Origin of the sequence: Shewanella psychropiezotolerans (assembly GCF_007197555.1) — a bacterium.
Classification (GTDB): Bacteria; Pseudomonadota; Gammaproteobacteria; order Enterobacterales; family Shewanellaceae; genus Shewanella; species Shewanella psychropiezotolerans.
This window is the reverse complement of the sequence record NZ_CP041614.1, coordinates 4,940,789-4,966,529: the sequence shown is the minus strand read 5'-3', so window position 1 is coordinate 4,966,529 and position 25,741 is coordinate 4,940,789. Positions and strand designations below refer to the sequence as shown.

Sequence of the window (25,741 nt, the reverse complement as noted above, 5' to 3'; positions counted from 1 at the left end):
GCGCTGATGCAGATGTCATTAGCATCACTACATTGTTTCTCTTGTGTATTTTTTAACGCCGATTAATTGCACTCTTGATAACTAGTCATTCACTGGTTACACTCGAAAGCTCGGAATTTCCGATGTATATAGCAGATGGAAGCGAATATTCAATGTAAATGTATTCGGCTACACTCAAGTCATTAAGTTTTATTGGAGCGTATTATGGAAAAGGCGATAAAGAATTTTTTAAGCCAAGAATCGGCGGGTGGGATCCTGCTCATGGTAGCGGTTTTGCTGGCCATGCTGATGGCAAACTCGCCTCTGTCTGGTATATATCAAGGTTTTTTAGATACCGAGATGCAGATCAGAGTCGGTAGCCTGGATATTGATAAGACGCTGATACATTGGATTAATGATGGCTTGATGGCGATCTTCTTCATGTTGATTGGCTTAGAAGTCAAACGCGAGTTGCTCGAAGGGGCCCTCTCGAGCAGGGCGCAGGCATCTCTGCCAACGTTCGCCGCTATTGGTGGTATGGCCTTTCCAGCCGGTGTTTATCTGCTATTTAACTATGGCGACCCTATCACTCAAGCCGGTTGGGCGATTCCTGCCGCGACAGATATCGCTTTTGCATTGGGGATCATGGCGCTATTAGGCAGCCGAGTCCCTGTGGCGTTGAAAGTTTTCCTACTCGCGTTAGCGATTATCGATGACCTGGGTGTTGTGGTGATTATTGCACTCTTCTATAGCACTGACTTGTCTATGGTGAGTTTGGTGGTTGCTGCTATCGCGATATTAGGTTTAATCGGTTTAAATCAACGAGGGGTCACAGCTTTAGGCCCATATGGAGTCCTGGGTATGATCCTCTGGATAGCCGTACTAAAGTCAGGTGTACACGCGACACTGGCGGGTGTGATCATCGCTTTCTGTATCCCGCTCAGGGCGAAAGATGGCAGCTCTCCATCCGAGAGTCTGGAGCATAGCCTACACCCTTGGAGTACCTTCATCATCTTGCCAATCTTTGCCTTCGCCAATGCGGGTGTAAATTTAGGTGGGATGAGTTTAGATGCGCTATTTTCTCCGGTGCCAGTAGGTATTGCCTTAGGCCTGCTGTTAGGTAAGCCTCTGGGTGTCCTGTTTTTCAGCTATATTGCGGTAAAGCTTAAATGGGCTGTTCTTCCTGAAGGTATGGGCTGGAGACATATTGCCCCAGTTGCCGTGATGTGTGGTATCGGTTTTACCATGTCTATGTTTATCTCATCTCTGGCATTTGTAGGAGAGGGGGCCGCTTATGGTGATTTTGCCAGGTTGGGCATCTTAGTCGGGTCACTGCTGTCTGCTGTCATAGGTTATTTCTGGTTAGATAAAGTGTTACCCAAAACAGCAGCGAATAACGCTAAATAATAAGATAATTGGTTATGGAGAACACATTATGAGAGTCATCTTTCTAGCATCTGTACTTAGTCTAGGTTTCGCAGCTACAGCTCAGGCCGAGCAATTACAGGCCTGTAACCAGGATATCGCGAGTGTTACATGTCAGCACTATCTCGAAGGCGTCGTCGATGGCGCCATGATGTATAAGCCTAATGCAACCGGGGCGCGTCTTGAAACTGATAGCTACGAGTCCAGGGCACTCAAATATAGAAGCGGTAAACGCTTTCAAGAGGCTAACCGTACTTATTGTGAGAGCCGTATTCCGGATAGACATGTGTTAGTCAATGGACTAGCAGAAGCCTTCTCCGCCGGAACGATTCAGAATGTCGAGTCACTGAAGACCGTGATGTATAGCCTGATGGATTGTCAGAGACTCAAGTAAGTATATTTGGAGTAATCACTATTAACGGGTCCGACTTCGGGTTAGATGATATATGTCACATCTGAACTATAACCATCTCTACTATTTTTGGATGGTACATAAAAAGGGTTCGGTAGCTAAGGCTGCCGAGGCTTTGTGCCTCGCGCCGCAAACTGTGACGGGGCAGATAAGGGTTCTGGAAACACGTTTTAAGGGGAGTCTATTTAAACGAGTCGGTCGCTCCCTCGAGCCTACCGAGCTTGGAGAATTGGTATTTCGTTATGCCGATAAGATGTTTAGTCTTAGCTATGAGATGCTGGATCTACTCAACTACCAAAAAGATGAGAATATTCTGTTTGAGGTGGGCATTGCAGATGCCTTATCTAAAGCCTTGGCGAGTAGAGTCTTACTCTCTGTTGTACCCAGTGATGGCTCCATGCATCTGGCCTGCTTCGAGGCGACACACGAAAGCCTGATGACACGCTTAAGAGAGCATAAGCTGGATATGATCTTATCTGATTGTGCAGGTGAGTCGCTTAAATATCCTGAGATCTTATCTAAGAAATTAGGCGAGTGTGGCATAGCTTTCTTCTCCGCTGAGAAGTATGACAAGCCGTTTCCCGAGTGTTTAGAGCAAGGTAAGTTACTCATTCCTGGGAAGCGAACTTCCCTCGGCCAACAACTGCACCACTGGTTCGATGAAAATGGACTCAACGTCAATATTCTTGGCGAGTTCGATGACGCGGCCATGATGAAGGCCTTCGGATATTTCAAGCAGGGGATCTTCGTGGCTCCTTCTATCTACAAACAAGATATCTTGTCCCATGATATGCATCTGTTAGGTGAAACCACCGACATCAAAGAGGTATATCATGTGATGTTTGCCGAGCGTATGATCCAACATCCGGCGGTGAAACGCCTGTTAGAAACGGATTTCACCGATCTGTTTGAAGGCCGGGACGCCCAAGTTCAGCACTTGTTATAGCATGAGGTTGAACTTTAGCAAACTGGTTCTATCTGATTTATGGGATATCGATGTGGGATAGACGCACCTATTTTATATCCGAGTGGCAGCGGGTGATTTCATCGACTCAAGCCACAACTAAGGTTACACTAGCCCCATAACGAGATCTAGGAGCAAGATGCGTGTCTGAACCAATGAAAATATCGAGAGTGAGATGGGCATGCCGACGGGGGATGCTTGAATTGGACGTTATTTTCCAACCTTTTGTCGAGCGCTATTACGAGCAGTTATCGGTTAAAAACAAAGGGATTTTTGTCAGACTTCTCGAAGGCGAAGACCCTGAGTTATTTGCCTGGTTTATGGGTCATGAACAGTGTCCCGATCCTGAGTTGGCCGAAATGGTCGTACTTGTCCGTGGCAGACCAGCGGCTTAGCTTCAGACTAGCTTCATCCTTCGACCAGCGTCTCGCGTTGGTCGTCCTGGCGAGTGTTTGCTTATGCTCATTTCTCGCCTGGCCTTCTTTAGATAATCTTATCTACCTGATCATTAAATACTGCGCAGCCGGCTTTACTCTAGTGTTTTTTTCTTATCAGTTCTGGCTATTAACATATTGGCACTGTCGATTTAGCTTGAGTCGTGACGGCGAAGGTCAGATAGCTTTTTCGTGCAGGAATCATCTCGCTGCTGTGGATGAAATCGCGACGGAAAAATTCACCTTAGTCATGAGTCCCATCGTCACACCATTAGTGATCTTTTTTTATGTCCACACCCAAGATATGAATGTTGGGCACAGGCGTTTAGTGATCATTTGGGCGGATATGTTAGACGACACAAGTTATCGGCACTTGTGTCGTCTGCTTCTCACGGATCGCAGAAGCTAGCTATCAGGCTGAATTATGGTTGGAATTGGATTATCAGATTGCTCTGGATGATCTATGTTGTAGTGAAGACCGACGCTCTCTTTTCTCTCCATGGCGCAGCGTATGATAAGCTCAGCGACTTGCACTAAGTTTCTCAGTTCCAATAGATTATTACTCACTCTGAAGTTGCTGTAATATTCCTGGATCTCTTGCTGCAGCATGGCGCAGCGACGGCGGGCTCTCTCTAAGCGTTTGTCTGAGCGAACGATGCCGACGTAATCCCACATGAATAGACGCAGTTCATGCCAGTTATGGGCGATGACAACTTCCTCATCCGAGTTCGATACCTTACTTTCATCCCATGCAGGCAATGTTCCCGGCATAGGTATATTATGCAGTTGCCCTTCAATATCTTCACCGGCGGCCCTGGCGAAGACTAAGCATTCGAGCAAGGAGTTACTGGCTAGACGGTTGGCACCATGCAGGCCCGTGTATGCGACTTCGCCGATGGCATATAAGCCGTTAAGGTCGGTTTGTCCGCGAAGGTCTGTCATCACGCCGCCACAGGTATAGTGGGCGGCAGGTACGACCGGGATCGGGTCTGTGGTGATATCGATACCAAATTCCAAGCAACGCTTATGGATCGTTGGAAAGTGCTTAATGACAAAATCTGCCGGCTTATGGGTGATATCTAAATACACACAATCTGATCCTAGCCTCTTCATCTCAAAGTCTATGGCTCGTGCGACTATGTCTCTTGGTGCTAGCTCGGCACGTTCGTCAAAATCTGGCATAAAACGTGTGCCATCTGGGCGTCTAAGATAGGCGCCCTCACCTCGTAGTGCCTCTGTAAGTAGAAAGTTTCTGGCATCGGCATGATAAAGACAAGTAGGGTGAAACTGGTTGAATTCCATGTTGGCAATTCTGCAACCAGCGCGCCAGGCCATGGCAATACCGTCACCCGAAGCTATGTCAGGGTTTGAGGTATATTGATAAACTTTAGAGCTTCCACCAGTTGCCAGGGCGACAAATCTAGCCTTGATGGTCTCAACTTGCTCGACATCTCTATTCCAAACATAAGCCCCTAAGACTCGGTTCCCCGATAAGTTTAATTTGCGAGAAGTGATGAGATCGATGGCGTTGTAACGTTCTAATACCTGGATATTGGGATGGGACTTGGCCCTGTCCTGTAGCGTGACCTGGACCTCTTTTCCCGTGGCGTCGGCCGCATGCAGTATACGTCTGTGACTGTGTCCGCCTTCACGAGTTAAGTGATAGGGGGCATTAGCCGTATCACCGTCACTGGTTTCTTCCTTATCGAAAGCCACACCGCATTCGATTAACCACTCCATTGCGCCCTTGGCGTTTTCGGCGGTAAATTTAACGACGGCTTCATCGCAAAGCCCGGCGCCGGCGACCAAAGTATCGGCCACATGGGACTCTATGGTGTCATCTTTATCGAAGACTGACGCTATGCCACCTTGGGCATAGTAGGTCGAACCTTCACTCAGTGGACCTTTTGAGAGTAAGATAACTTTCGATTTTTCAGCAAGATGCAGTGCTAATGTTAAACCTGCAGCGCCGCTGCCGATAACCAAAACGTCAGATTGGTGTTCAACTACTTGTTTCATCAGGTATCATGGTAAGTTCTGTGAGGTTTAGCTATGGTAAACCAAGCGGGCTTTTTTGGAAAGATTGTTAGTTAACTGAAAATAAATTCATTTCGATGTTATTTTTTTAGAACTTTTTCGAAGTTCGTTAGTCTACATATGTGCATATGATTCGAGCGACTGAGAAATCAGCATTTTAGATTTAGGAGTAGTCGGCTCGAATGAGTGGACAAATAAGTGATCAACAACTAGTTGAGCGTGTTCAGCAGGGTGATAAAAATGCATTTAATCTCTTGGTACTCAAGTATCAGAACAAGGTAATGAACCTGATTGCACGTTATGTGCGAAATCAGGCCGACGTTGCCGATGTTGCTCAGGAAGCATTTATTAAAGCTTATCGAGCATTACCAAACTTTCGAGGCGAAAGTGCTTTTTATACCTGGTTGTACCGAATTGCGGTAAATACCGCCAAGAACCATCTGGTTGCTCAGGGGCGACGCGCTCCTGCAAATGATGTCGATGCAGAGGAAGCCGAATATTACGATGGTAGTGATGCGTTAAAGGAGTTTGCTTCTCCTGAACGTCTATTAATGGCCGATGATATTCAAAAAGTGGTTTTCGATGCGCTAGACTCATTACCAGAAGAATTAAAAATGGCTATCTCATTACGAGAGCTCGATGGTATGAGCTACGAGGAGATAGCGAATGTTATGGATTGCCCCGTAGGCACAGTAAGGTCTCGCATCTTCAGAGCCCGGGAAGCGATCGATAAAAAACTTCAGCCTTTGCTGGAAGAATAGTAGCCTTTTACTAATACAAGTATTCATGTGAGTACTAATACAGGTGATAAATGGATAAATTAGGTCAGGAATGGGTATCCGCTGCCGTCGATGGAGAAACCGACGAGCATGCATTGGCTGAATTGTCAGCCGATGAGGGTTCGCATCAGCAGTGGCGTGATTATCATATGATAGGCGACGCTATGCGTGGTGAGCTGCCTAAGTCAATTAACTTAGATCTCAGTGCCAGTATTGCAGATGCTATCGATAAAGAGCCAACAATTATAGCTCCGGTGCAGCGCGTCGATAGCAAAAAGCCAGAACTTGCCATAGGCGGATTCGCGAATGTGCTCCCTATGTTTAAGCAGTTTGGCCAATATGCCATCGCAGCCAGTGTCGCCTTAGTGGCAGTCGTCGGAGTACAAAATTACAGTCAACAGAGCGCCATAGATATATCGCCGTTACCTGTGCTTAATACTCGTCCACTGGTTGGTAGCGTGACTCCTGTGAGCCTACAAACAGGACCGGTACAAGCGAGCCAAAGCTTCTCTAACGTCCAGGTGATGGAGCAACGTCAACGCATCAATGCCTATATTCAAGATCATATGTTGCAACAAAGATTGAATAATGGCACTAAAATAGATGACAATGGCAAACTTGATTCGAACTCTGCGGATCAATAGTTTTCTAAGCTATATACGTTAAGGAGTTAGCTTGCGTCTTATTTTGTTGGCCCTGTTAGTTTTTAATTTCCCTGTGTATGCACAGGAAGATATGTCCGCTAAGGCTTGGCTCGAAAATATGAGTCAAGCCTTACGGGAACAAGAATTCAAGATGTCTCTGATCCAGCTACAAGCGGATCACATTCGTCCTTTAGTCTATATTCATGGCAAGATTGAAGATCAAGAAGTCGCCTTTCTAGAACACCTCAACGGCCCACCCAAAAATGCGGTAAGAGTTGGTAATACAGTGACTTTTATCGAGCATGATCAACCTGCCTATAGCGTAAGTGCTAGTCGCATTCAGGGGATACTACCACCGGCATTTGCAGCAGATATCTCTAAACTGGAATCTGGTTACCAATTCGTCTTGGGGGGCGTAGTCGTTTAGCGGGCCGCCCTGGCCAGTTGGTGCGCATCATTCCTAACGATGATTTTCGCTACGGTTATCAAGTCTGGTTGGATATGGAGTCTTACCTTCCTCTGCGCTATGACATGTTGACTCAAGATAAGCAGTTACTCGAGCAGATTTTAGTGGTCGAATTATTAGTATTAGATGAAGCTCCTGCTATCTTAACCGAAGCTTATAAACAGGAGTGGCCTGCAGTAGCCTCCCAGTCTAAACGTGATGCCGGTGATAACTGGACATTTAACTGGTTACCTGAGGGTTTTGAAATTTTGGTTAAAGACAGCCATAGACTCATGGGCAGTCATGAGGCGGTAGAGTATATTGCGCTCAGTGATGGTATGGCTAACATCTCTGTTTATGTCGCTCGCGCCGGGGACACTAAGATGCCCGAAGAGCTAGTGACTAGAAACGGCCTATCATTGGCGACGGAAGTCGTCGGTAATTTCGAAGTCGTGGCGGTTGGTAAGGTCCCGACAGAAACCTTAACTCGCGTCGCTAAGAGCATCAGTATTCAATAATGATGCGCCAACGGCATGGATACTTGTTTTATTTTTCTAAGGGTATTCTTCTATGATGGAAGAGATGGCGAAAGTCATACAGTGTGACGATAAAGGCTGGGTAACCGTAGAGGTTCAAGTTAAAAATGCCTGTAGCCATTGTGATAACAGTGACTCTTGTGGTACCTCAGCCGTGGCGTCTGCCTTCTCCCCTAAGGTGCAAGTATTCTCTATCCCGTCTGACAATCAATATGAACCGGGGCAACTTCTCAGGTTAGGTTTGCCCGAGAGTGTGATTCTTAAGGCGGCGGCCCTCATCTACTTGCTTCCCTTGCTTGGACTCTTTCTGGGTGCAGGCCTAGCGACGCTTATCTTGTCTCAATTTGAGGTGGAAGTCAGTGATCTGCAAGTGATTCCAGTTGCACTTATGGGCGCCTTCCTAGCTTGGCTATATGCCAGAAGAGCGGCAAAGAAGATGGAGCATACCAGTCAACCTGTCATCCTTGCCCATTTGGGCCATACACTATAATACCAATACCAATTGGTATTATATACTCATGGGTATTCGGTTTACTCCCCCTGTTTTTCACTGTCTTGATGACGATGAAGAGCGGTTTAGATTGGTATTGGGGAGCCGATCGGGTACAATTCCGCACTTTTAGATAATTCCAACTTTGAGTCAGTCATTTCGCATCATGAAGCACATTAGAAACTTTTCGATTATTGCCCATATTGATCATGGCAAATCAACACTCTCAGACCGCTTAATTCAGTTTTGTGGTGGTCTTTCAGATCGTGAGATGGCGTCCCAAGTATTGGACTCGATGGATATTGAGCGCGAGCGTGGTATTACCATCAAGGCTCAGAGTGTTACGCTAAATTATACGGCCAAAGACGGTGAGACCTATCAGTTAAACTTCATCGATACGCCGGGTCACGTGGATTTCTCCTATGAAGTCTCCCGTTCTCTGGCGGCCTGTGAAGGTGCTTTGCTGGTTGTTGATGCCGGACAAGGTGTAGAGGCTCAGACTCTGGCGAACTGTTACACGGCGCTCGAGATGGATATGGAGGTCGTACCTGTTCTGAACAAGATCGATCTGCCTCAAGCCGATCCTGAGCGTGTTGCTGAAGAGATCGAAGACATAGTCGGCATCGAAGCGGCCGATGCGGTGCGCTGTTCGGCAAAGACAGGTATAGGTATCGAGGACGTACTCGAAGTCATCGTAGCGCAAGTTCCTCCTCCTGAAGGAAATGAGGAGGGGCCATTGCAGGCCTTGATCATAGATTCCTGGTTCGATAGCTATTTGGGTGTCGTCTCCCTGGTTCGAGTCAAGCATGGTGTGCTCAAGAAGGGTGACAAATTTAAGGTCATGTCTACTGGCGTGAATCACACTGCTGATAGAGTGGGTATCTTTACTCCTAAGCAGACCGATACCAAAGAAATTAGAACCGGTGAAGTGGGCTACGTTATCGCAGGTATTAAGGAGATCCACGGCGCGCCCGTAGGTGATACTTTAACTCATGCTAAAAATGGCGCTACCGAGCCATTAAGCGGTTTTAAGAAGGTTAAACCTCAGGTTTATGCCGGTGTATTCCCTATCTCTACCGACGATTACGAGAGTTTCCGTGATGCGCTAAACAAGCTTAGCCTCAACGATGCATCCTTGTTCTTCGAGCCTGAGACCTCATCGGCTCTGGGTTTCGGTTTCCGTATCGGTTTCCTAGGCCTGCTACACATGGAGATCATTCAGGAACGTCTGGAGCGTGAGTATAATCTGGATCTGATCACCACGGCGCCAACCGTTGTGTATGAAATCATCAAGACAGATGGTGAGACCATTTATGTTGATAATCCATCTGATCTGCCGGCAATCAATAATATTACCGAGATGCGAGAGCCCATCGTCGAGACGAATATCTTGGTACCGAAAGAGTATCTGGGTAACGTCATCACCTTGTGTGTCGAGAAGCGTGGTATGCAGACTAATATGGTCTATCACGGCAATCAGGTCGCGATCACCTATGACATGCCGATGGCTGAAGTGGTGATGGACTTCTTCGATCGCCTTAAATCCACCAGTCGTGGTTATGCGTCTCTGGAGTATAACTTTACTCGCTTCGAGCCTGCCGACATGGTACGTCTCGACATCCTCATCAATGGTGACAGAGTCGATGCCTTGGCAATGATCATCCATAAGGGGCTCATTCGTCATAAAGGTCTGGCCCTGGTGAATAAGATGAAAGAGCTTATTCCCAGACAGATGTTCGATATCGCCGTTCAGGCCGCAGTGGGGACTCAAGTCATTGCACGCTCTTCGATTAAGGCCATGCGTAAAGATGTGACCGCCAAGTGTTATGGCGGCGATGTCTCGCGTAAGAAGAAGCTACTGCAGAAGCAGAAAGAGGGTAAGAAGCGCATGAAGCAGGTGGGCAATGTGGAAGTACCGCAGGAAGCCTTCCTGGCAGTGCTTAAGCTCAACGACTAAATCGTTAAGAATTGTTAATAGTGAGCAATATCTAGCGCCGCAGTTTGCGGCGCTTTCGTTACTCACGTATAACTGACCTATGCATCACAGTCGACTATTCTGATTAGACTCGCAGTGATAATAGTATTTTTGTTTGCAAGCAGGAGTTCATAAAGTATGGCAGCTTATTTTTCCCTCATTTTGGTATTGGTGACCTTGTGTAGTGGTCTGGTGTGGATGGCTGATGCTCTGTTACTCGCGCCTAAGCGTCGAGAGAGACTCGCTATGGCCCAGGCCGTTGACGCGGATATCAGTGAGGAAAATGCTGAAAAAATCACCCGTGAGTCGGCGTTTGTCGAAACGTCTCGTTCTATCTTCCCGGTGATCGCATTCGTACTCATTTTACGTTCATTTATCTATGAGCCTTTTCAGATCCCATCGGGGTCCATGATGCCTACCTTGCTGGTTGGTGATTTCATCCTGGTGGAAAAGTTTAGCTATGGTTTGAAAGACCCTGTTTGGCGCAGTCAGTTAGTCGAAACAGGTAAGCCTGAGCGTGGTGATGTTGCCGTGTTTAAGTATCCCGAAAATCCACGCATCGATTACATCAAGCGTGTTGTTGGTTTGCCTGGTGACAGGATTGTCTACCGTAACAAGCAAGTCTATATTCAGCCAGCGTGTGCTGATGGCGAGATAACTTGCCCTGAGCTTAAGCAAGTGGCTCGCGCCGGGGTTAACCAAGGTGAATTTTCACAAAATGGTGTACCACTGAGTCGTTACACCGAGAAGCTAGGTGAAGTGAGCCATGACATCTTGATCAACCCTCAGCGCCCGGATCCTATCGGCTATTATTACCGTGAAGGTAAGTTACCTGTGGGTGAGTTTATTGTGCCCGAAGGTCATTACTTCATGATGGGCGACAACCGAGATAACAGTACCGACAGCCGCTTCTGGGGCTTCGTTCCCGAAGAGAATCTGGTCGGAAAAGCCGTTGCCATCTGGATAAGCTTCGAGTTTGACAGAACTAAGGCCGACTTCTTACCGGCATGGATCCCAACAGGTGTCCGTTTCAATCGCGTAGGTGGAATTACTTAAGATGGAACCGATTAAAAATATCCCGCGTCTGTGTCGGACGTTAGGCTATCAATTTAACCAGCAAGCGCATTTGGATCAGGCTCTGACCCATAGAAGTGCTTCTAGCAAGCATAATGAACGCCTGGAATTTCTGGGTGATTCGATCTTGTCTATTATTATATCAGATGCCTTATATCACCAATTTCCTAAGGTGACCGAAGGTGACCTTAGTCGCATGCGGGCCACCTTAGTGTGCGGTAAGATGCTGGCGGAAATTGGTTTCGAGTTCAAACTTGGGGACTATCTCAAGTTAGGCCCGGGTGAATTGAAAAGCGGTGGCTTCAGACGCGAGTCGATCATTGCCGATGGGGTAGAGGCCATCATAGGCGCTATCTACCTGGATGCCGATTTGGAGACCTGCCGTGCTCGAGTCCTGAGCTGGTATGAGTCTCGTTTGGCAATCATAGAGCCTATCAATCAGAAAGATCCAAAGACCTTGTTACAAGAGTTGTTACAAGGTTTTAAGAAGCCTCTGCCTGTTTATAAAGTGACAGACATCAAAGGTGAGGCCCATGCACAGACCTTTACGGTCGAGTGTTATGTAGAAGAGTTGAAGAAATCCCTTGTTGGGGTTGCGAGTTCCCGAAGAAAAGCTGAGCAGATTGCCGCTGCACAGGTTTTGGAGTTAATTAAAAAATGAGTAAGAAGAAAGCGCCTGCAGCCAATGAAGCGGCTTCAAGTAACGAGCCTAATTTAGACGACCTGTTAGCACAGATGAATAACCCTTCATCTGCAGCAAAATACGATGTCACCTATTGTGGCATGGTCGCCATCGTTGGCCGCCCGAATGTCGGTAAATCGACTCTGCTGAATAAGCTACTGGGTCAGAAGATCAGTATCACCTCGAAGAAGCCGCAGACTACACGCCATCGCATCATGGGGATCCATACTGTAGACGAGCGCCAAGTCGTGTTTATCGACACGCCGGGTCTGCATATGGAAGAGAAGCGCGCCATCAACCGTTTGATGAACCGCGCCGCAGCGAGCTCATTAGCCGAAGTCAGTTTGGTTGTCTTCGTTGTCGATGGCATGACCTGGACCGAAGATGATGACTTGGTTTTGCGTAAGCTACAGAGCCGTGATGACGGTCGTAAAACGGTACTTGCGGTAAACAAGGTCGATAACATCAAGAACAAAGAGGAGTTATTCCCTTATCTTGAGGCGTTATCGAAGAAGTTTCCTTTCGATGAGATCTTACCTATCTCGGCGACTAAGGGCACCAACGTACAGCGTATCTTAGACATGTCTATCGAGTCTCTACCCGAATCGGCGCATTTTTTCCCGGAAGACTATGTCACCGACAGATCACAGAAGTTTATGGCGTCAGAAATTGTCCGCGAAAAGCTGATGCGTTTCTTGGGTGATGAGCTGCCATACGACTGTACCGTTGAGATCGAGCAGTTTAAGATGATGGAAAACGGTGTCTATCAGATCAATGCCCTTGTGCTGGTTGAGCGTGAGACCCAGAAGCGCATGGTCATAGGCAACAAGGGCGATCGTATCAAGAAGATCAGCTCCGCCGCGCGTGTGGATATGGAAGTCATGTTCGATAACAAGGTCTTCCTCGAGATGTGGGTTAAGGTTAAGTCAGGTTGGGCCGATGATGAGCGTGCACTTCGCAGCTTAGGCTATGGCGAAGATTAATAAATTTGACCCATTCACTTGGCGAAGCTGCCAGCTTTATTGCAGCAGCTTCGTTGTATTTTATCTATAAATGATAAGTTGAGCTCTGAATCATGATCACAGTTAAACGAGTGTCGTTTATGTTGGAATGCTAGTGATGAGTAACAGCTTAGGTATAGATTAATGGAGCGCGGCTACGTGCTCCATACGCGTCCCTTCAAAGACTCCAGTGTGTTAGTCAATATGCTGGTCGATGGTCATGGACGAGTCGACTGCGTCGCTCGCCTAGGCAGCGGCAAGACCTCCATTAAAAGCATACTGCAACCTTTTCAACCTCTGATTTTTCAACTATCCGGCCGCACATCGCTGAGAAATATGAACAGTGTAGAGGCGGGGAGTCCGGCCATTCCTCTCTCGGGCGACGTCAGTTTTGCCGGTTTTTATCTCAATGAATTATTGGTCCGCTGCATCGCCGTCGATCATGGCGCCGAGTCGCTGTTTTTTACCTACCACAAGACCTTAATGTCCATGGCGGCAGGTTTCTGTGAGAGCCAGTTACGATATTTTGAATTAAGTCTGCTCAAAGAGTTAGGGCTTATGCCGACGCTCAGAACCGACCTTTCCCAAGATCCCATAGAGCCTGATTACTATTATCGTTTATTGCCTGACGAAGGCTTCGTCAATGCCTTAGGTCCCAAGACATCCCACTACAGCGGCGAGATGTTACTGGCATTGGATGAACATAGATTAGAGGCTTCACATCTAAGACAAGCCAAATACCTGATGCGTTTGATGTTGGCAGCTTGTTTGGGTGATAAGCCACTTAAGTCCAGGGCACTATTTAGATATAAAATGACATCCCCGCTGACTAAGTAGTTTGAGCGACTTAAATCAAAGCCACTAAAACCGCTTAATTTTCAAATTGTGAAAACGAAAATCAGTTAAATCCCTTATTATCTTGAATCTTAAGATGGTATTTATTAATACTATTTGTTGTTATACCATTCCGAGTAAGTATCTGAACATTCAGCGGGAGTTCAAAGCACTGTAGGCAAGGCGGGTGTTTGAAGCTAATAGTTATTCTATATCGAAAACATTCAACGTAGCATAAAGGGCTTTGAAACCCGCACTGCGTGAGGCTCTCAGTGTTTCCACTTCTGTGTTGCATTGACTTAAAAGGGAATAACCATTTCCTCATCAATGCGCCTTGAATTGAAAAAACTGAGAGTCTCTGAACTGACCAGATACTTATATGGAATGGTATTACAAGTATTTTGCCGTTTCACCTTTCCATATAACCTGAGTACAATACTCCAATCCGTTTGACGACGCGTAAGCCGCCGCAAACTTACCCTATTTTTCAGAGGATACTCAATGAGCCGCATCTTACTTGGCGTTAATATCGATCACATTGCTACTCTACGTCAGGCCCGTGGGACCTCGTATCCCGATCCCGTTCATGCCGCAGCAGTAGCTGAGCATGCCGGCGCCGAAGGCATTACCGTGCACCTGCGAGAAGACCGACGTCATATCATTGACAGAGACATCTACCTGCTGGCGAAGACGCTCAATACTCGGATGAATTTCGAGATGGCGGTCACCGATGAAATGCTCGATATCGCCTGTGAAGTCAAACCGACATACGTGTGTCTCGTTCCCGAGAAACGTGAAGAGCTCACCACCGAAGGCGGACTCGATGTTGCGGGTCAGATGGGCAAGATTGCTGCTGCAATACAACGCCTGGATGATGTTGGTGTAAAGGTCTCGCTATTTATCGATGCCGATAAGGCTCAGATTGACGCCGCCGTTGCCGTGAAGGCTCCTCTGATTGAGATCCATACAGGTTGCTACGCCGATGCCGAAAACGAAGTCGAAGAAGCCAAGGAGCTTGCACGAATCAAGGAGATGGCAACCTACGCCCACTCACAGGGCCTGATCGTTAATGCAGGCCATGGACTTCACTATCACAATGTTAAGCCAATCGCCGCGATCCCAGAGCTGTATGAGCTGAACATAGGCCACGCCATCATAGCCCGCGCTGTCATCGATGGTTTAGATAAAGCGGTCAGAGACATGAAGCAGCTGATGAACGAAGGCCGCAGAGGCGAATAAGTCATTAGGTTCTAGATACGAGTTCCTAGGTCCTAGGTTCAAACTCCTGGTAACTAGGAACTCGCTACTTCTTAGCTTTAAGGATATATATGATTGTTGGTCTAGGTACCGATATCGCCGAGATTGAACGTATCGAGAAAAAAGTGCCTGCCGTTGGTGATCTTGATGGCCTGGCTCAGTGCCGTTTAGCCAAACGCGTGCTTACCGAATCCGAAATGGCGATATTTATCGCCTCATCTATGCCCGGACGTTATCTGGCGAAGCGTTTCGCCGCCAAAGAAGCTGCCGCCAAAGCCTTAGGCACCGGCATAGGTCGCGGCGTCTCGTTTCAGCATATCGAAATTAGCAATGATGCCAATGGCGCACCACTGGTGAGTTTCAGCGGCGGCGCGGCTGAAAGACTCGCGTTGCTTGGTGGTGTGAGAGGGCATATCTCTATTGCCGATGAGAAGCACTACGCTACAGCAACAGTTATCCTTGAGTCTTAAGGATAAGACTTGGTTATCCCTTTAAGTTGGTACTTGGACTTGGTATTTGCTGGAAGGTCGTACCTTCATTGTTACCTATCGCCTCCGGCGGGGGGATGTGCACTCTTTACTTTGAGAAGGTTCTGCGGGTCGCCTGTTTTTGATTTTTTGATATTGGGCGGTGGGTTTGAAGCTTGTAGCTTCAATTTCATCTAACGCTTCCCAGCGGGAGATGTGCAGATACTTCTGCGAGACGCCGTGAACACTTCCATGTGGGCTCTGCCAAAACGTCCCTGTTTTGGAAGCTCTCAGCCGCATCTACACTCGGGTTTTTTCTCTTCGATTTTAGCTTTATTGCTTAAACCCCATAGTTCATACTCCCCTCCATATGACAGTGTATCGATAATGTTCTACCTACTTTTGTGTTATCTTTTAAAACAATAGGTTTTAGTAGGTGATGGCGTCTTATCAAGGCGCACAGATAATATTTGAAATGCAGCACAGATAACAATGTTATCGCTGTGTCTATTTAATAAGCTGTTAGCATTATAGGGGAATTGATGTCTAGTATTGTAGGTAAAGAAGCTTCGGAAGTTTTTATTAAATATCATATTTTAATTTCATCTGAAAGTGACAGAGGAGCTGTAATTTTAGCTGGTTCCATTTTAGATGTTGCTCTTGAGAATTTAATAGTTTCGTTTTTACTACCACCTATGAAAAAAGACGACAAATTAGTGAGTGGCGCATACGCGCCACTTGGTAGTTTTTCTGCAAAAATTGAAATGTGCTATAGATTAGGCTTAGTTAAAGCTGAAATAGTTGAGCAATTACAGCTATTCAAGAGCATCAGAAATGATTTTGCACATCGAATAACAGATGCTCAACTTGATAGCCAAAATAACAAAAATAAAATGCAATCAATATTGAATAAAGACCCAGATTTGGAAGAGGCATTTAGAGTTAGTCTTAGTAATGTCTTTCAAAAAAATGGAATCAGTCGAAACAGCAAAAATTTAATTTCATTAGTTGGTGTTAGATGTGCGTTTGACCTTTTATTTGCAACGCTTTGTATGCTATTAGAAAGAATGTCTTTAGATATAGAGCGTATTCAGATTAATCAAAAATAGTGCTAATAAGGCCATTAAATGGACAAGAAATGGCTAGATTTTGTTCACTCCTCACAAAGTATAGCCAGCAATAAGGGGGGGATCCAATTAGCTTTTTATTTATTCAGGTTTGATTGGATGTCCTAGGCTAGGTGGCCGAATCTTAAAGTTAAATGGGCTTGGATATTGGCTCTAAACTTGTCGTGACCAAGCGTATTTTCTGGGATGTTTAACCATGTTCGGCCCTCTAATTCAGCCATTAACAATCTCTGTTCTTTTCTAGTCCTTTCCTAGTCAATTTATAGTCAACTTTTAGGGCTTTGCTAGTCCTTTTCTGCCTATTTGTTGCCGATGTTTAGGGTGAATTAGGTTCAACCAATGCCAAAATATTCATACTTTGTCTATTTTTTTAAGCTATCGCATACTTGCCTCCCATAAAAAGACCACGGCCTATTAGGCTATCACCGTTAGCTTTAATCAATTTAAATTTAAACAATTCGAGGTACTCGAAAATGACTAACGTCGCACTGTTGTCGGTTCTGGCTTTATCGATCGGCATCATTATATTCTGTATCGTTAAACTTAAATTACATCCGTTTATTTCTCTTATCATATCCAGTATTTTCGTCGGCGTGACTATGGGGATGCCGCTTGGGGATATCATGAACTCTATCGAAAAGGGCGTGGCCGGTACACTCGGTTTTCTGGCCCTGATCATAGGTTTTGGTACTATTCTAGGTAAGATGCTCGAAGTGTCAGGTGGTGCTGAGCGCATTGGCAAGACCATGCTGAACCGTTTGGGACAGCAGCGTGCAGATATCGTGATGATGACAGTGGGCTTTATTGCTGGTATTCCTGTTTTTGTGGAGGTAGGTTTCGTACTGCTTATTCCTCTGGTGTTCACTATCGCCAAAGAAGCCAATGTGCCTCTATTTAAGGTCGGTATTCCACTGGCTGTAGCTTTGATGACAGTGCACTGTATGCTGCCGCCTCATCCTGCTGCACTTGCAGTAACAGGCATGCTGGGTGCCGACGTGGGTAAGGTCATTCTATATGGCATAATCATTGGTTTTCCAACCGCCATTATCTCCGGCCCACTGTGGGTACGTATGTGGGGTAAGCGGTTACCTTTTACTCAAGCCCCTGTTGACCTGCAGGCATCCACTGCCCATAACGACTTGCCCGGTTTTGGTATTACCTTGTTTACCATATTACTGCCCTTGCTGATCATGATTAGCAAGACCATTATCTGTTTATGGCTACCCGAAACCAGCTCGTTTTATGAGTTAGTGACCTTCTTAGGTAACCCTATTACGGCCCTGTTTATCTCTGTACTCGTAGCCTACTTTACTCTGGGTCTGAGTCGCGGCATGTCGATGGATAAAATCCAGCAGATAACCAATGATTGCTTCGGCTCTATCGCAGGAATCTTGCTGATCATTGGTGCCGGAGGCGCTTTTAACGGCGTGCTGATCGATTCTGGCATGGGTGAGGGTTTAGGTAGTATCTTGGAAACCGTGCAGATAAATCCCATTATCTTAGCTTGGCTCGTCGCTGCCATCATGCACTTGGCTATAGGCTCAGCCACGGTTGCCATGTTGAGCGCTGCAGGTATCGTGATGCCACTTTTGGGCATATATCCAAATGTAAAACCTGAAATTATCGTATTGGCCATTGGTGCGGGTGCTATTGGTTGGACCCATGTGAATGACTCCTTATTCTGGCTGGTTAAGCAGTATCTGGGCGCCTCGATTCAAGACACCTTCAAGTATTTCACCGCCGCTACCGTATTGGCATCATTTGCCTCCCTAGGCGGGATCCTATTATTATCTCAAGTTGTATAGAAGAGTAGATTATGAATAAGCAACAAGTAGAACAGCTGGTAAACGAGTTTCCATTGCTGCAGAACTTAATTAGCCTTAAGCCTCTGAGCTGGTTTAACCCTAATATTACCGATTACGTCACGGCACTCCCTTATGTTGGTTTGACCGATAAAGATGTGCAAGATGCAAGCGAGCGTTTACAAAGGTTTGCGCCTTTCTTTTGTCGTACTTTCCCTGATACTCGTGCGACGAATGGCATCATAGAGTCACCACTACAGGCCATTCCTGCCATGCAAGCTGCGTTGGCTGAGCGCTATGAGTGTGAGCTGCCAGGTCAAATGATGATCAAGCTTGATGCGTTACTGCCTATTTCTGGTTCAATTAAGGCTAGAGGTGGTATTCATGAGGTGCTACAGCACGCCGAGAAGTTGGCGCTAGCAGCAGGCCTACTCAGTTTTGATGATGATTACAGCAAGTTAGACTCGGATGAATTTAGAGCCTTCTTTGGCAAATATAAAATAGCCGTGGGCTCTACAGGTAACTTAGGTTTATCTATCGGTATCATGAGTGCAACGCTAGGCTTTAAGGTGAGCGTGCATATGTCATCTGACGCTCGACAGTGGAAAAAGGATAAATTGCGTAGTCATGGGGTTAATGTGGTCGAGTATGAATTTGACTATAGCATTGCCGTTGAACGTGGTCGTGAAGAAGCACTCAAAGATCCCTTCTGCCACTTTGTCGATGATGAAAACTCTACGTCCTTGTTCTTAGGTTACGCCGTTGCCGGTGAGCGCCTGAAACAACAGTTTATCGATCAGGGGATATTGGTTGATGCTGAGCATCCGCTATTTGTGTATCTTCCATGTGGTGTTGGTGGCGGCCCTGGCGGCGTGGCATTTGGCCTTAAGCAAACCTTTGGTGATAATGTTCACTGTATCTTCGCCGAGCCGACTCAGTCACCTTGTATGTTGTTAGGTGTGCATACTGGTTTACATGATAAAATTTCGGTTCAAGACTTAGGCATAGATAATATTACTGCGGCCGACGGTTTAGCAGTTGGACGTGCATCAGGATTTGTTGGTAGAGCGATGGAGCGACTGCTCGATGGTTATATCACCATTAAAGATGATGAGATGTATAAGTTATTGGGGATGATGTACAAAACTGAGCAGCTTAAGCTTGAGCCATCCGCCCTTGCTGGGGTACCTGGCATAGTTCATGTGCTTGCCAATGATGCTTACCTCGATAGGATGCAGCTTAAAAGTAAGCTGGCCAACGCGACTCACTTGGTGTGGGCGACGGGGGGCGGCATGGTGCCAACGGATGAAATGAATAAGTATCTCGAGCGTGCTGAGCTTGTAGGCCTTTCCTGAATTAACCGCTCTTACGTATGCAGCGCAGGATAAATCTAAACGGGTTTATGCCGTACTTATACCAATTGCATTAGGTATAAGTACGGCATGGTATTGGTTTATTTTCAAATGCAAAAGTCAGACTTGTATCATAAACTGCATTAGATAATTTTAGTGGGACACATAGCTTATGTATCAAGGCAGGCACGCACAACTGGGCGCGAGTCAATTGGCGAATCTTAATACCTTCGTTAATGCGGCGCAGAACCTGTCTTTTACTCAGACAGCTCAGGTATTGTATCTGACACCCAGTGCGGTCAGCCATAGAATTGGCAAGCTTGAGCAAGAGCTTGGATTTAAGCTGTTTCATCGTTTACATAAGCAACTTAAATTGACCGAAGAAGGAGCACGGCTGTTTCGCAGTTGTACATTATTATTTTCTCAGCTAGATGAAGAGCTTAATGAGATTCGAACCAATGAATTATCGGGCAGGCTCACTATTTATGCCCGTCCCTCAATTACTCAGTGTTGGCTGGTGCCGCGGATCCATGATTTTCATCAAGCTTATCCAGCTATTCAGCTCGATATTCTTACGGGTAACGAAGATGTTAACTTTCGCACCCAATTTATCGATGTGGCCCTCTATTATGCCAGCGGGCCTTTTCCGGGCCTCGCTAGTATAAAGTTAATGTCTGAAGAAGTGACGCCCGTATGCAGTCTAGACTATGCCGAGCGATTCGATCTTATCGGTAAGCCACACAACTTGAGTCAATGTACCTTGCTGCATGATTGCAAAGCTTGGCCACAAGCGGCCTTTAATGCCGAGTGGTTAGAGTGGGCGAAGTACCATCAAATAATGGGCATAGATAATAGTCGCAGCTTAAGCTTCGATCGCTCTGATTTGGCCGTTATTGCCGCCATGAATAATGCGGGACTCGCTATAGGCCGTAAACGCTTGGTGGATAAACGTCTACGAAGCGGTGAACTTATCGCGCCTTTTGCCTCATTAAGTACTCCCGCCAGCTACCAGTATCATGCTGTTTATAGTGCCGATATAGAGCCAAACCCGAGAGTCCAAGCCTTTCTTAACTGGCTAAAACAGCAGGCCGATGAGGGAGCTGTGGCCAATAGATGTGACAGTTTATAAACTTGAAAAGTTAGTTTGAAAGTCCAAGAAGGCAATAAAACTGCACTTACTTTCTACAGAAAGTATGGCTTCGAACCTTATCAATTAAACATAAAAAATGGCGATGCCCAGTTCTGGAAAAAACCAGTGTAAAGGCAGCCTAGCCTATTTCACCAACTCATTGTTACAGATGATTTCCTTTATATTACTAGCAGAGAAATAAACCTAGATATAGTTAACCAATAACATCCTTGGGTCATGGCAAGTGGTTGATTAATAATAGGTTGTCTTTGTTTTTGACTTCGTATGTATAGATGGCCACTAGACACTGAGTCCCCACATGTCGAAGGTCTCTCGACACAGCTGCTCCCTGAAGTCAGGATGGGCAATATCGATAAGGGCCCTAGCCCGCTCTATGAGTGAACGCCCCCGCAGGTTTACGCAGCCGTATTCGGTGACGATATAGTGGACATGGGCCCGGGTGGTTACCACCCCAGCGCCGGGTGAGAGTACGGTGGCAATCCTCGACACCTTGCCCCCCGATGCGGTGCTCGGCAGGGCAATCACAGAGCGGCCACCTTCGGACAGGCCGGCACCACGGATAAAGTCCATCTGACCACCGACGCCGGAGTAGATCTTCGTGCCCAGTGAGTCGGCACAAATCTGGCCCGAGATATCGATCTGCAGCGCCGAGTTGATCGCCATGACATTGGGGTTCTTGCGAATGATGGCGGTGTCATTAACCTGCTCGATATCCATGAATATTACCGAGGGATTATCATCGACATAGTCATACAGGCGTTGACTGCCCAGGGCAAAGCCGGTCACTGTCTTGCCTGGATAGACCTTCTTCTTGCTGTTGTTAACGGCACCAAGCTCAACCAGATTGAGCACCCCGTCGGAGAAGAGCTCGGTATGGATCCCTAGGTCTTTATGGCCCCCAAACAGCTGAGCACAGCATCGGGAATGGCGCCTATGCCCATCTGCAGACAATCACCGTCTCTGACCAGCTCGGCTACGTTATTACCTATCGCCAAGCTGACTGCATCGCTGGCGGCTAGCGGATGTTGTGGCAGTGCTGAACTTTCTTCATAGACGGCGGAAAATTTACTGTAGTGAATGAAACCGTCTCCGTGGGTACGGGGCATCTGCGGGTTGATATGGGCGATGATCTTGCCCGCCACCTGACAGGCCGCCAGTGTGGCTTCCACCGAGATCCCCAGCGAGCATATGCCATGTTTGTCCGGCGGTGAGACCTGAATGATTGCGGTATCGATCTTCTGTTCCCCGAACGGAACAATTTTGGCACTTCGGAGAGGAAGATAGGCACATAATCTGCGTCTCCCTGTTGCAGCAGTCGCCGTGTCGGCAAGCCGCCGAAGAAGCAGCGATGGCGCAGGTGCCCTTTGAGATTGTCATTACTCAGTGACTCGGCGCCCTCGGTGTGGAGTTGCAGCAGAGTCAGATCTTGTCGACTCAAGGCATGTTCCGCCAGGGCATTCAGTAGCAGCCTGGGGGTGGCTCCCATGGAATGGGTCCAGAGGTTTTCGCCACTCTGGATCAGAGAGACGGCTTCGAGCGCACTAGTACAAACAATTGGTGCCATTGATATTTCCCTGGGTGTTTTTAATTGTCAGCTGCCGAAATACTAGCAAGGCCAGGTCTAATGCAATATAGACCTGGCCGAAAACTGATAGCTGAGGCCTAAAACAGTTGCCGAACTTATGTTCATAAATATTGACAGTGATGGCGGCCAATGTCAGATAAAGGCAGATAAAGGGGTCGCAGCGAATTAGAGTCTTCGAATAAACTAAGATACTTTTTCTAATCAATGTCAGCTTAATTAGACCCAATGCTTTAATTTGCTTCTGTCTAAAAATGAGTTACAACCAGAAAACTCTAATTGGAAGAAATAAATATTCAGGTGTGAACGCGGCTGTGACCTTCCGTGACATGGCCAAAAATGTTCCATACATTTTCTACGTCCGCGTAGGTCAGATGTTTTGGCTGAGGCTATATGGACTGTGCTTGAATGATATCCTATCTAAAGGCCAGTTCAGCTTCCATGCTTCTCGTTCATAGGCACATGGCTACGCCATATTCACCGTGTCACAGAACCTTCTCAAAAAAAGAGCGCACAATTATCGCCGGACAGGCGGTAGATAACAATGCAATATCGGTAATCAGAATATGCCAAGTACAAGACCTGCCCAATGAACCAATCAAAAAGATATTTAAAACCTGCTCTCAGACAAGTAAACCGTTTTGATTCTAAATGAGTTACATTTTCTCTATACCTTCAATCGAAGAAACTAATAACCCGATGTAGATAATGCGGCTGTGGGCTTCGGTTTCAGGGATGAAACCGCAGAGCGTATAGGGACACTTCTTATGAAATTAAGAGCCAGCGTCCCACTGAAGTATCTGCATATGAGGCCGTTCTTTCACATCCATGTGATCACGACATTCGTATATCCTATACAGCACCTGCTGCAAGCAATAAATACCAGCGAAGCTATGGTATTTAGCAAACTAATCAAATAACAATTAGGTCCAATGAGCCCTACTCAAAGATATTTCAGAAACTTGTTATTCGACAAGTCAGCAAGTTTTTGATCTTTTACTCTATTAAAACAGGGCAAAATCCTTTAGGTTAAGATTTGGTTAAATGAGACGAACGTACACATAGGGTTGACGAGGTACTAGGTCCTAGAACCTCGTTAGACTAAGCGAAAAGTTTAATCACTATAATTAAATAAGATTATCTTGGGAGAAGAGCAGATGAAATCCGCCGAAGAGCAGTTATCGACTTATAAAAGTGTTCACCTGAATCCTAAGAATATCAGGACTCACTTCGTTGGGGTTCCTTTGATCATCTGGTCTATATTTTTACTGCTAAACCTTATCCCGGTTAATTTTTTCGCCTGGGATGATCCTGCTATCAGCATCAATGTGGCGTCGGCTTTCGCTATTGGTGTGCTTATCTATTATTTCAAACTGCACGCTCGTTTGGCGATTGGCTTAGCTCTGTTTATTCTGCCTGTGCTCTATACCTCTCACTTGGTTGCCGAAGTGCAAGGCGCGGTTTGGATAGCTATAGCCGTGTTTGTTGTGGGTTGGGTGTTCCAGCTTATCGGTCATAAATATGAGAAGGCTAAACCTGCGTTTGTCGACGATCTTAACCAGCTCTTGATTGGGCCATTTTTCCTGATGGCAGAATTGTATTTTATGTTAGGACTGGAGAAAGAGTTAGATAAGCAGATAACCCCCTTGGCGGTAGCAAAGCGTCGCGCTCTGGAGACACTGCGCCGCGAGGCGAGATCCTAAGCGAATTCGGATTAATCTGTTAAAGGCGCATTATGCGCCTTTTTTGTGAGTACTTTTTATATCAGTGCCTTTACATCTACACTATTTAAACCAGCACAGTCAGTACAGCAGTATTACTAACTTGATGCCTTCTTTGGAAGTTCATAGTGCTGGGGCATGATACGTACGGTTTTAATCATGTTTTCGGCCACGTCGATGACTTCGATGGGGTAGCCTGAAATACGCATGCTGGTATTGGGGGTGGGAATGTCTTCCAGATATTCGATGATAAGACCGTTGAGGGTCTTAGGTCCATTGGTGGGAAAGTCCCATTTCATCTCTTTATTGAGTTCCCGAATATTGATGCAGGCTTCGATAAGGAAGCTACCATCTTGTTGCTGGTTAATCTCTTCACTCGGGGTGGGTTCCGATGAGGTGGTAAAATCGCCCACTATCTCTTCGAGTATGTCTTCGAGGGTGACTAACCCCTGAATATCACCGTATTCATCTACCACCAGGCCGATACGCTCCTTGTTCTGCTGGAAGTTACCCAGTTGCACATTGAGAGGGGTTCCCTCTGGGATGAAGTAAAGTTCTTTCACTGCTCGTAGTAAGGAAGATTTGCTGAACTGATTCTTGGACTGTAGACGTAGCGCATCGCGCAGGTGCACGAAGCCGACGGCATCGTCGATATTGTCTCTAAACAATAGGACCCGAGTGTGGGGGCTCTGGATCATCTGCTTAGTGATGCTCTTGAAGTCATCATTGATATTGATGGCGAACAGCTCTGAGCGGGGGATCATAATGTCTTCTACGGTCACTTTCTCAAGGTCCATTATCGAAAGTAACATCTCCTGGTGACGCCTGGGGATGAGTGCGCCCGCCTCGTGAACTACGGTTCTTAGTTCCTCTTTGCTTAGGGCATCTGAGGTTTTAACTGAACGTATTCCCAGTAAGTGCAGAAAGCCTGAAGTGAATAAGTTTACCGCTTTCACTAGGGGTAAGAGGATAACCAGCAACCATTTGAGCAGTAAGCTGGATGGGAAGGCGATGCGCTCCGGGTGTAACGCGGCTACTGTTTTCGGTGTCACCTCGGCGAAGACCAGCACCACTAAGGTGAGTACACCAGTTGAGATGGCCACGCCCATATCGCCAAACAGCCGCATACCTATGATAGTTGCTATAGCTGAGGCGAGGATGTTGACTAAGTTATTGCCGATGAGGATAAGGCCAATGAGTCTGTCGGGCCGGTCCAGTAATTTCATTGCGCGTTGAGCGCCCTTATGACCGCTGGAGGCTAAGTGCTTAAGTCGATAGCGGTTAAGGGTCATCATGGCGGTTTCTGAGCCCGAAAAATAGGCTGAGATGATGAGTAACACGACAAGAATGATGAGCAATGCGCTGGTTGATATGGCGTCCAAAAAGGAGCTCCATTAGTTGGCTATGACATCTGCAATTCAGTTATCGCTATACCTGTTAGCTTATCTGAATTTCGGGTATGTCTGTATTTAGAATTTATTCAAAGAATAGTAATTACATCGGTTTGAGTTTTGTGTCAAGTTAGCCCGTCTATATGCGCAGGGGGAATCGCAGCGCATATAGAGAGTTAGT

The 25,741-nt window shown here is 46.5% G+C and carries 22 protein-coding genes and 2 pseudogenes; 21 read left to right on the top strand and 3 right to left on the bottom strand.

The window, feature by feature from the left end:
• Positions 1-204: 204 nt before the first annotated feature.
• The 5 genes from nhaA to FM037_RS21700 all read left to right on the top strand — a co-directional run bounded on the left by nhaA (position 205) and on the right by FM037_RS21700 (position 3,623).
• Entirely contained in the window at positions 205-1,386 is a 1,182-nt protein-coding gene (nhaA, locus tag FM037_RS21720; RefSeq protein WP_144047731.1) for a Na+/H+ antiporter NhaA, read from the top strand.
• Between the two features lie 28 nt (positions 1,387-1,414).
• Positions 1,415-1,798, top strand: a complete 384-nt coding sequence (locus FM037_RS21715; RefSeq protein WP_144047730.1) for a hypothetical protein — start codon at positions 1,415-1,417, stop codon at positions 1,796-1,798.
• A gap of 52 nt (positions 1,799-1,850) precedes the next feature.
• Positions 1,851-2,762, top strand: coding sequence for a transcriptional activator NhaR (gene nhaR / locus FM037_RS21710; RefSeq protein WP_144047729.1), 912 nt, complete (start codon positions 1,851-1,853; stop codon positions 2,760-2,762).
• A gap of 173 nt (positions 2,763-2,935) precedes the next feature.
• The gene (locus FM037_RS21705) at positions 2,936-3,175 is read left to right on the top strand and encodes an FAD assembly factor SdhE (RefSeq protein ID WP_144049078.1); all 240 of its coding nucleotides are present in this window, start codon (positions 2,936-2,938) and stop codon (positions 3,173-3,175) included.
• Positions 3,156-3,623 (top strand): protein YgfX, encoded by a 468-nt coding sequence (locus FM037_RS21700; protein ID WP_229380975.1) that lies wholly within the window; start codon positions 3,156-3,158, stop codon positions 3,621-3,623. Before FM037_RS21705 ends, FM037_RS21700 begins: the two co-directional genes overlap by 20 nt.
• On the opposite strand, the gene nadB is transcribed toward FM037_RS21700, so the two are convergent.
• Positions 3,620-5,233 carry an L-aspartate oxidase gene (gene nadB / locus FM037_RS21695; RefSeq protein ID WP_144047728.1) on the bottom strand — a complete coding sequence of 538 codons (1,614 nt, stop codon included), beginning with the start codon at positions 5,231-5,233 and terminating at the stop codon, positions 3,620-3,622. The two genes, FM037_RS21700 and nadB, sit on opposite strands and share 4 nt — an antisense overlap.
• A 200-nt stretch (positions 5,234-5,433) precedes the next feature.
• On the opposite strand from nadB, the gene rpoE reads away from it, so the two are divergent.
• From rpoE to dsdC, 15 genes and pseudogenes are all read left to right on the top strand, one after another.
• Positions 5,434-6,012: an RNA polymerase sigma factor RpoE gene (gene rpoE / locus FM037_RS21690; protein ID WP_144047727.1), complete on the top strand. Its 579-nt coding sequence runs from the start codon at positions 5,434-5,436 to the stop codon at positions 6,010-6,012.
• Between the two features lie 50 nt (positions 6,013-6,062).
• Entirely contained in the window at positions 6,063-6,674 is a 612-nt protein-coding gene (locus FM037_RS21685; protein WP_144047726.1) for a sigma-E factor negative regulatory protein, read from the top strand.
• Positions 6,675-6,705: 31 nt separating this feature from the next.
• Positions 6,706-7,637: pseudogene (locus FM037_RS21680) on the top strand (MucB/RseB C-terminal domain-containing protein).
• Between the two features lie 52 nt (positions 7,638-7,689).
• Positions 7,690-8,145, top strand: coding sequence for a SoxR reducing system RseC family protein (locus FM037_RS21675; RefSeq protein ID WP_144047725.1), 456 nt, complete (start codon positions 7,690-7,692; stop codon positions 8,143-8,145).
• A 166-nt stretch (positions 8,146-8,311) separates the two neighbouring features.
• A complete protein-coding gene (gene lepA / locus FM037_RS21670; protein ID WP_144047724.1) occupies positions 8,312-10,102 on the top strand; it encodes a translation elongation factor 4 in 1,791 nt (596 codons plus the stop codon).
• A gap of 156 nt (positions 10,103-10,258) precedes the next feature.
• The gene (gene lepB, locus FM037_RS21665; protein ID WP_144047723.1) at positions 10,259-11,176 is read left to right on the top strand and encodes a signal peptidase I; all 918 of its coding nucleotides are present in this window, start codon (positions 10,259-10,261) and stop codon (positions 11,174-11,176) included.
• Between the two features lies 1 nt (position 11,177).
• On the top strand, positions 11,178-11,855 hold the full coding sequence (gene rnc / locus FM037_RS21660) for a ribonuclease III (protein ID WP_144047722.1): 678 nt from the start codon (positions 11,178-11,180) through the stop codon (positions 11,853-11,855).
• On the top strand, positions 11,852-12,859 hold the full coding sequence (gene era, locus FM037_RS21655; RefSeq protein WP_144047721.1) for a GTPase Era: 1,008 nt from the start codon (positions 11,852-11,854) through the stop codon (positions 12,857-12,859). The genes rnc and era overlap by 4 nt, the downstream gene beginning before the upstream one ends.
• Before the next feature lie 162 nt (positions 12,860-13,021).
• A complete protein-coding gene (recO, locus tag FM037_RS21650; RefSeq protein ID WP_144047720.1) occupies positions 13,022-13,714 on the top strand; it encodes a DNA repair protein RecO in 693 nt (230 codons plus the stop codon).
• Positions 13,715-14,212: 498 nt separating this feature from the next.
• Positions 14,213-14,950, top strand: a complete 738-nt coding sequence (gene pdxJ, locus FM037_RS21640; protein WP_144047718.1) for a pyridoxine 5'-phosphate synthase — start codon at positions 14,213-14,215, stop codon at positions 14,948-14,950.
• Positions 14,951-15,039: 89 nt separating this feature from the next.
• Positions 15,040-15,438 (top strand): holo-ACP synthase, encoded by a 399-nt coding sequence (gene acpS / locus FM037_RS21635; RefSeq protein ID WP_144047717.1) that lies wholly within the window; start codon positions 15,040-15,042, stop codon positions 15,436-15,438.
• 539 nt (positions 15,439-15,977) lie between these two features.
• Entirely contained in the window at positions 15,978-16,544 is a 567-nt protein-coding gene (locus tag FM037_RS21630; RefSeq protein WP_144047716.1) for a hypothetical protein, read from the top strand.
• A gap of 491 nt (positions 16,545-17,035) precedes the next feature.
• Positions 17,036-18,367 carry a GntP family permease gene (locus FM037_RS21625; RefSeq protein WP_144047715.1) on the top strand — a complete coding sequence of 444 codons (1,332 nt, stop codon included), beginning with the start codon at positions 17,036-17,038 and terminating at the stop codon, positions 18,365-18,367.
• Positions 18,368-18,378: 11 nt separating this feature from the next.
• Positions 18,379-19,719 carry a D-serine ammonia-lyase gene (locus tag FM037_RS21620; RefSeq protein ID WP_144047714.1) on the top strand — a complete coding sequence of 447 codons (1,341 nt, stop codon included), beginning with the start codon at positions 18,379-18,381 and terminating at the stop codon, positions 19,717-19,719.
• A gap of 169 nt (positions 19,720-19,888) precedes the next feature.
• Positions 19,889-20,845 (top strand): DNA-binding transcriptional regulator DsdC, encoded by a 957-nt coding sequence (dsdC, locus tag FM037_RS21615; RefSeq protein WP_144047713.1) that lies wholly within the window; start codon positions 19,889-19,891, stop codon positions 20,843-20,845.
• A gap of 300 nt (positions 20,846-21,145) precedes the next feature.
• On the opposite strand, the pseudogene FM037_RS21610 reads toward dsdC, so the two are convergent.
• A pseudogene (locus FM037_RS21610) lies at positions 21,146-22,430 on the bottom strand (acetyl-CoA hydrolase/transferase family protein).
• Between the two features lie 1,175 nt (positions 22,431-23,605).
• On the opposite strand from FM037_RS21610, the gene FM037_RS21605 reads away from it, so the two are divergent.
• Positions 23,606-24,151: an Mpo1 family 2-hydroxy fatty acid dioxygenase gene (locus FM037_RS21605; RefSeq protein ID WP_144047712.1), complete on the top strand. Its 546-nt coding sequence runs from the start codon at positions 23,606-23,608 to the stop codon at positions 24,149-24,151.
• Between the two features lie 116 nt (positions 24,152-24,267).
• Here the strand turns inward: FM037_RS21605 and FM037_RS21600 are convergent, their stop codons facing one another.
• Complete coding sequence (locus FM037_RS21600; protein ID WP_144047711.1) at positions 24,268-25,551, bottom strand: HlyC/CorC family transporter; 1,284 nt, start codon at positions 25,549-25,551, stop codon at positions 24,268-24,270.
• Between the last annotated feature and the right edge of the window lie 190 nt (positions 25,552-25,741).

Bases quoted from the DNA above. Each gene is read 5' to 3' on its own strand.
- FM037_RS21705 (WP_144049078.1), top strand. From the start codon at position 2,936: ATGAAAATATCGAGAGTGAGATGGGCATGCCGACGGGGGATGCTTGAA.
- dsdC (WP_144047713.1), top strand. From the start codon at position 19,889: ATGTATCAAGGCAGGCACGCACAACTGGGCGCGAGTCAATTGGCGAAT.
- nhaA (WP_144047731.1), top strand. From the start codon at position 205: ATGGAAAAGGCGATAAAGAATTTTTTAAGCCAAGAATCGGCGGGTGGG.
- era (WP_144047721.1), top strand. From the start codon at position 11,852: ATGAGTAAGAAGAAAGCGCCTGCAGCCAATGAAGCGGCTTCAAGTAAC.
- FM037_RS21685 (WP_144047726.1), top strand. From the start codon at position 6,063: ATGGATAAATTAGGTCAGGAATGGGTATCCGCTGCCGTCGATGGAGAA.
- nhaR (WP_144047729.1), top strand. From the start codon at position 1,851: ATGTCACATCTGAACTATAACCATCTCTACTATTTTTGGATGGTACAT.
- pdxJ (WP_144047718.1), top strand. From the start codon at position 14,213: ATGAGCCGCATCTTACTTGGCGTTAATATCGATCACATTGCTACTCTA.
- recO (WP_144047720.1), top strand. From the start codon at position 13,022: ATGGAGCGCGGCTACGTGCTCCATACGCGTCCCTTCAAAGACTCCAGT.
- rnc (WP_144047722.1), top strand. From the start codon at position 11,178: ATGGAACCGATTAAAAATATCCCGCGTCTGTGTCGGACGTTAGGCTAT.
- rpoE (WP_144047727.1), top strand. From the start codon at position 5,434: ATGAGTGGACAAATAAGTGATCAACAACTAGTTGAGCGTGTTCAGCAG.
- FM037_RS21715 (WP_144047730.1), top strand. From the start codon at position 1,415: ATGAGAGTCATCTTTCTAGCATCTGTACTTAGTCTAGGTTTCGCAGCT.
- FM037_RS21675 (WP_144047725.1), top strand. From the start codon at position 7,690: ATGATGGAAGAGATGGCGAAAGTCATACAGTGTGACGATAAAGGCTGG.
- FM037_RS21630 (WP_144047716.1), top strand. From the start codon at position 15,978: ATGTCTAGTATTGTAGGTAAAGAAGCTTCGGAAGTTTTTATTAAATAT.
- FM037_RS21625 (WP_144047715.1), top strand. From the start codon at position 17,036: ATGACTAACGTCGCACTGTTGTCGGTTCTGGCTTTATCGATCGGCATC.
- FM037_RS21620 (WP_144047714.1), top strand. From the start codon at position 18,379: ATGAATAAGCAACAAGTAGAACAGCTGGTAAACGAGTTTCCATTGCTG.
- lepA (WP_144047724.1), top strand. From the start codon at position 8,312: ATGAAGCACATTAGAAACTTTTCGATTATTGCCCATATTGATCATGGC.
- acpS (WP_144047717.1), top strand. From the start codon at position 15,040: ATGATTGTTGGTCTAGGTACCGATATCGCCGAGATTGAACGTATCGAG.
- lepB (WP_144047723.1), top strand. From the start codon at position 10,259: ATGGCAGCTTATTTTTCCCTCATTTTGGTATTGGTGACCTTGTGTAGT.
- nadB (WP_144047728.1), bottom strand. From the start codon at position 5,233: ATGAAACAAGTAGTTGAACACCAATCTGACGTTTTGGTTATCGGCAGC.
- FM037_RS21605 (WP_144047712.1), top strand. From the start codon at position 23,606: ATGAAATCCGCCGAAGAGCAGTTATCGACTTATAAAAGTGTTCACCTG.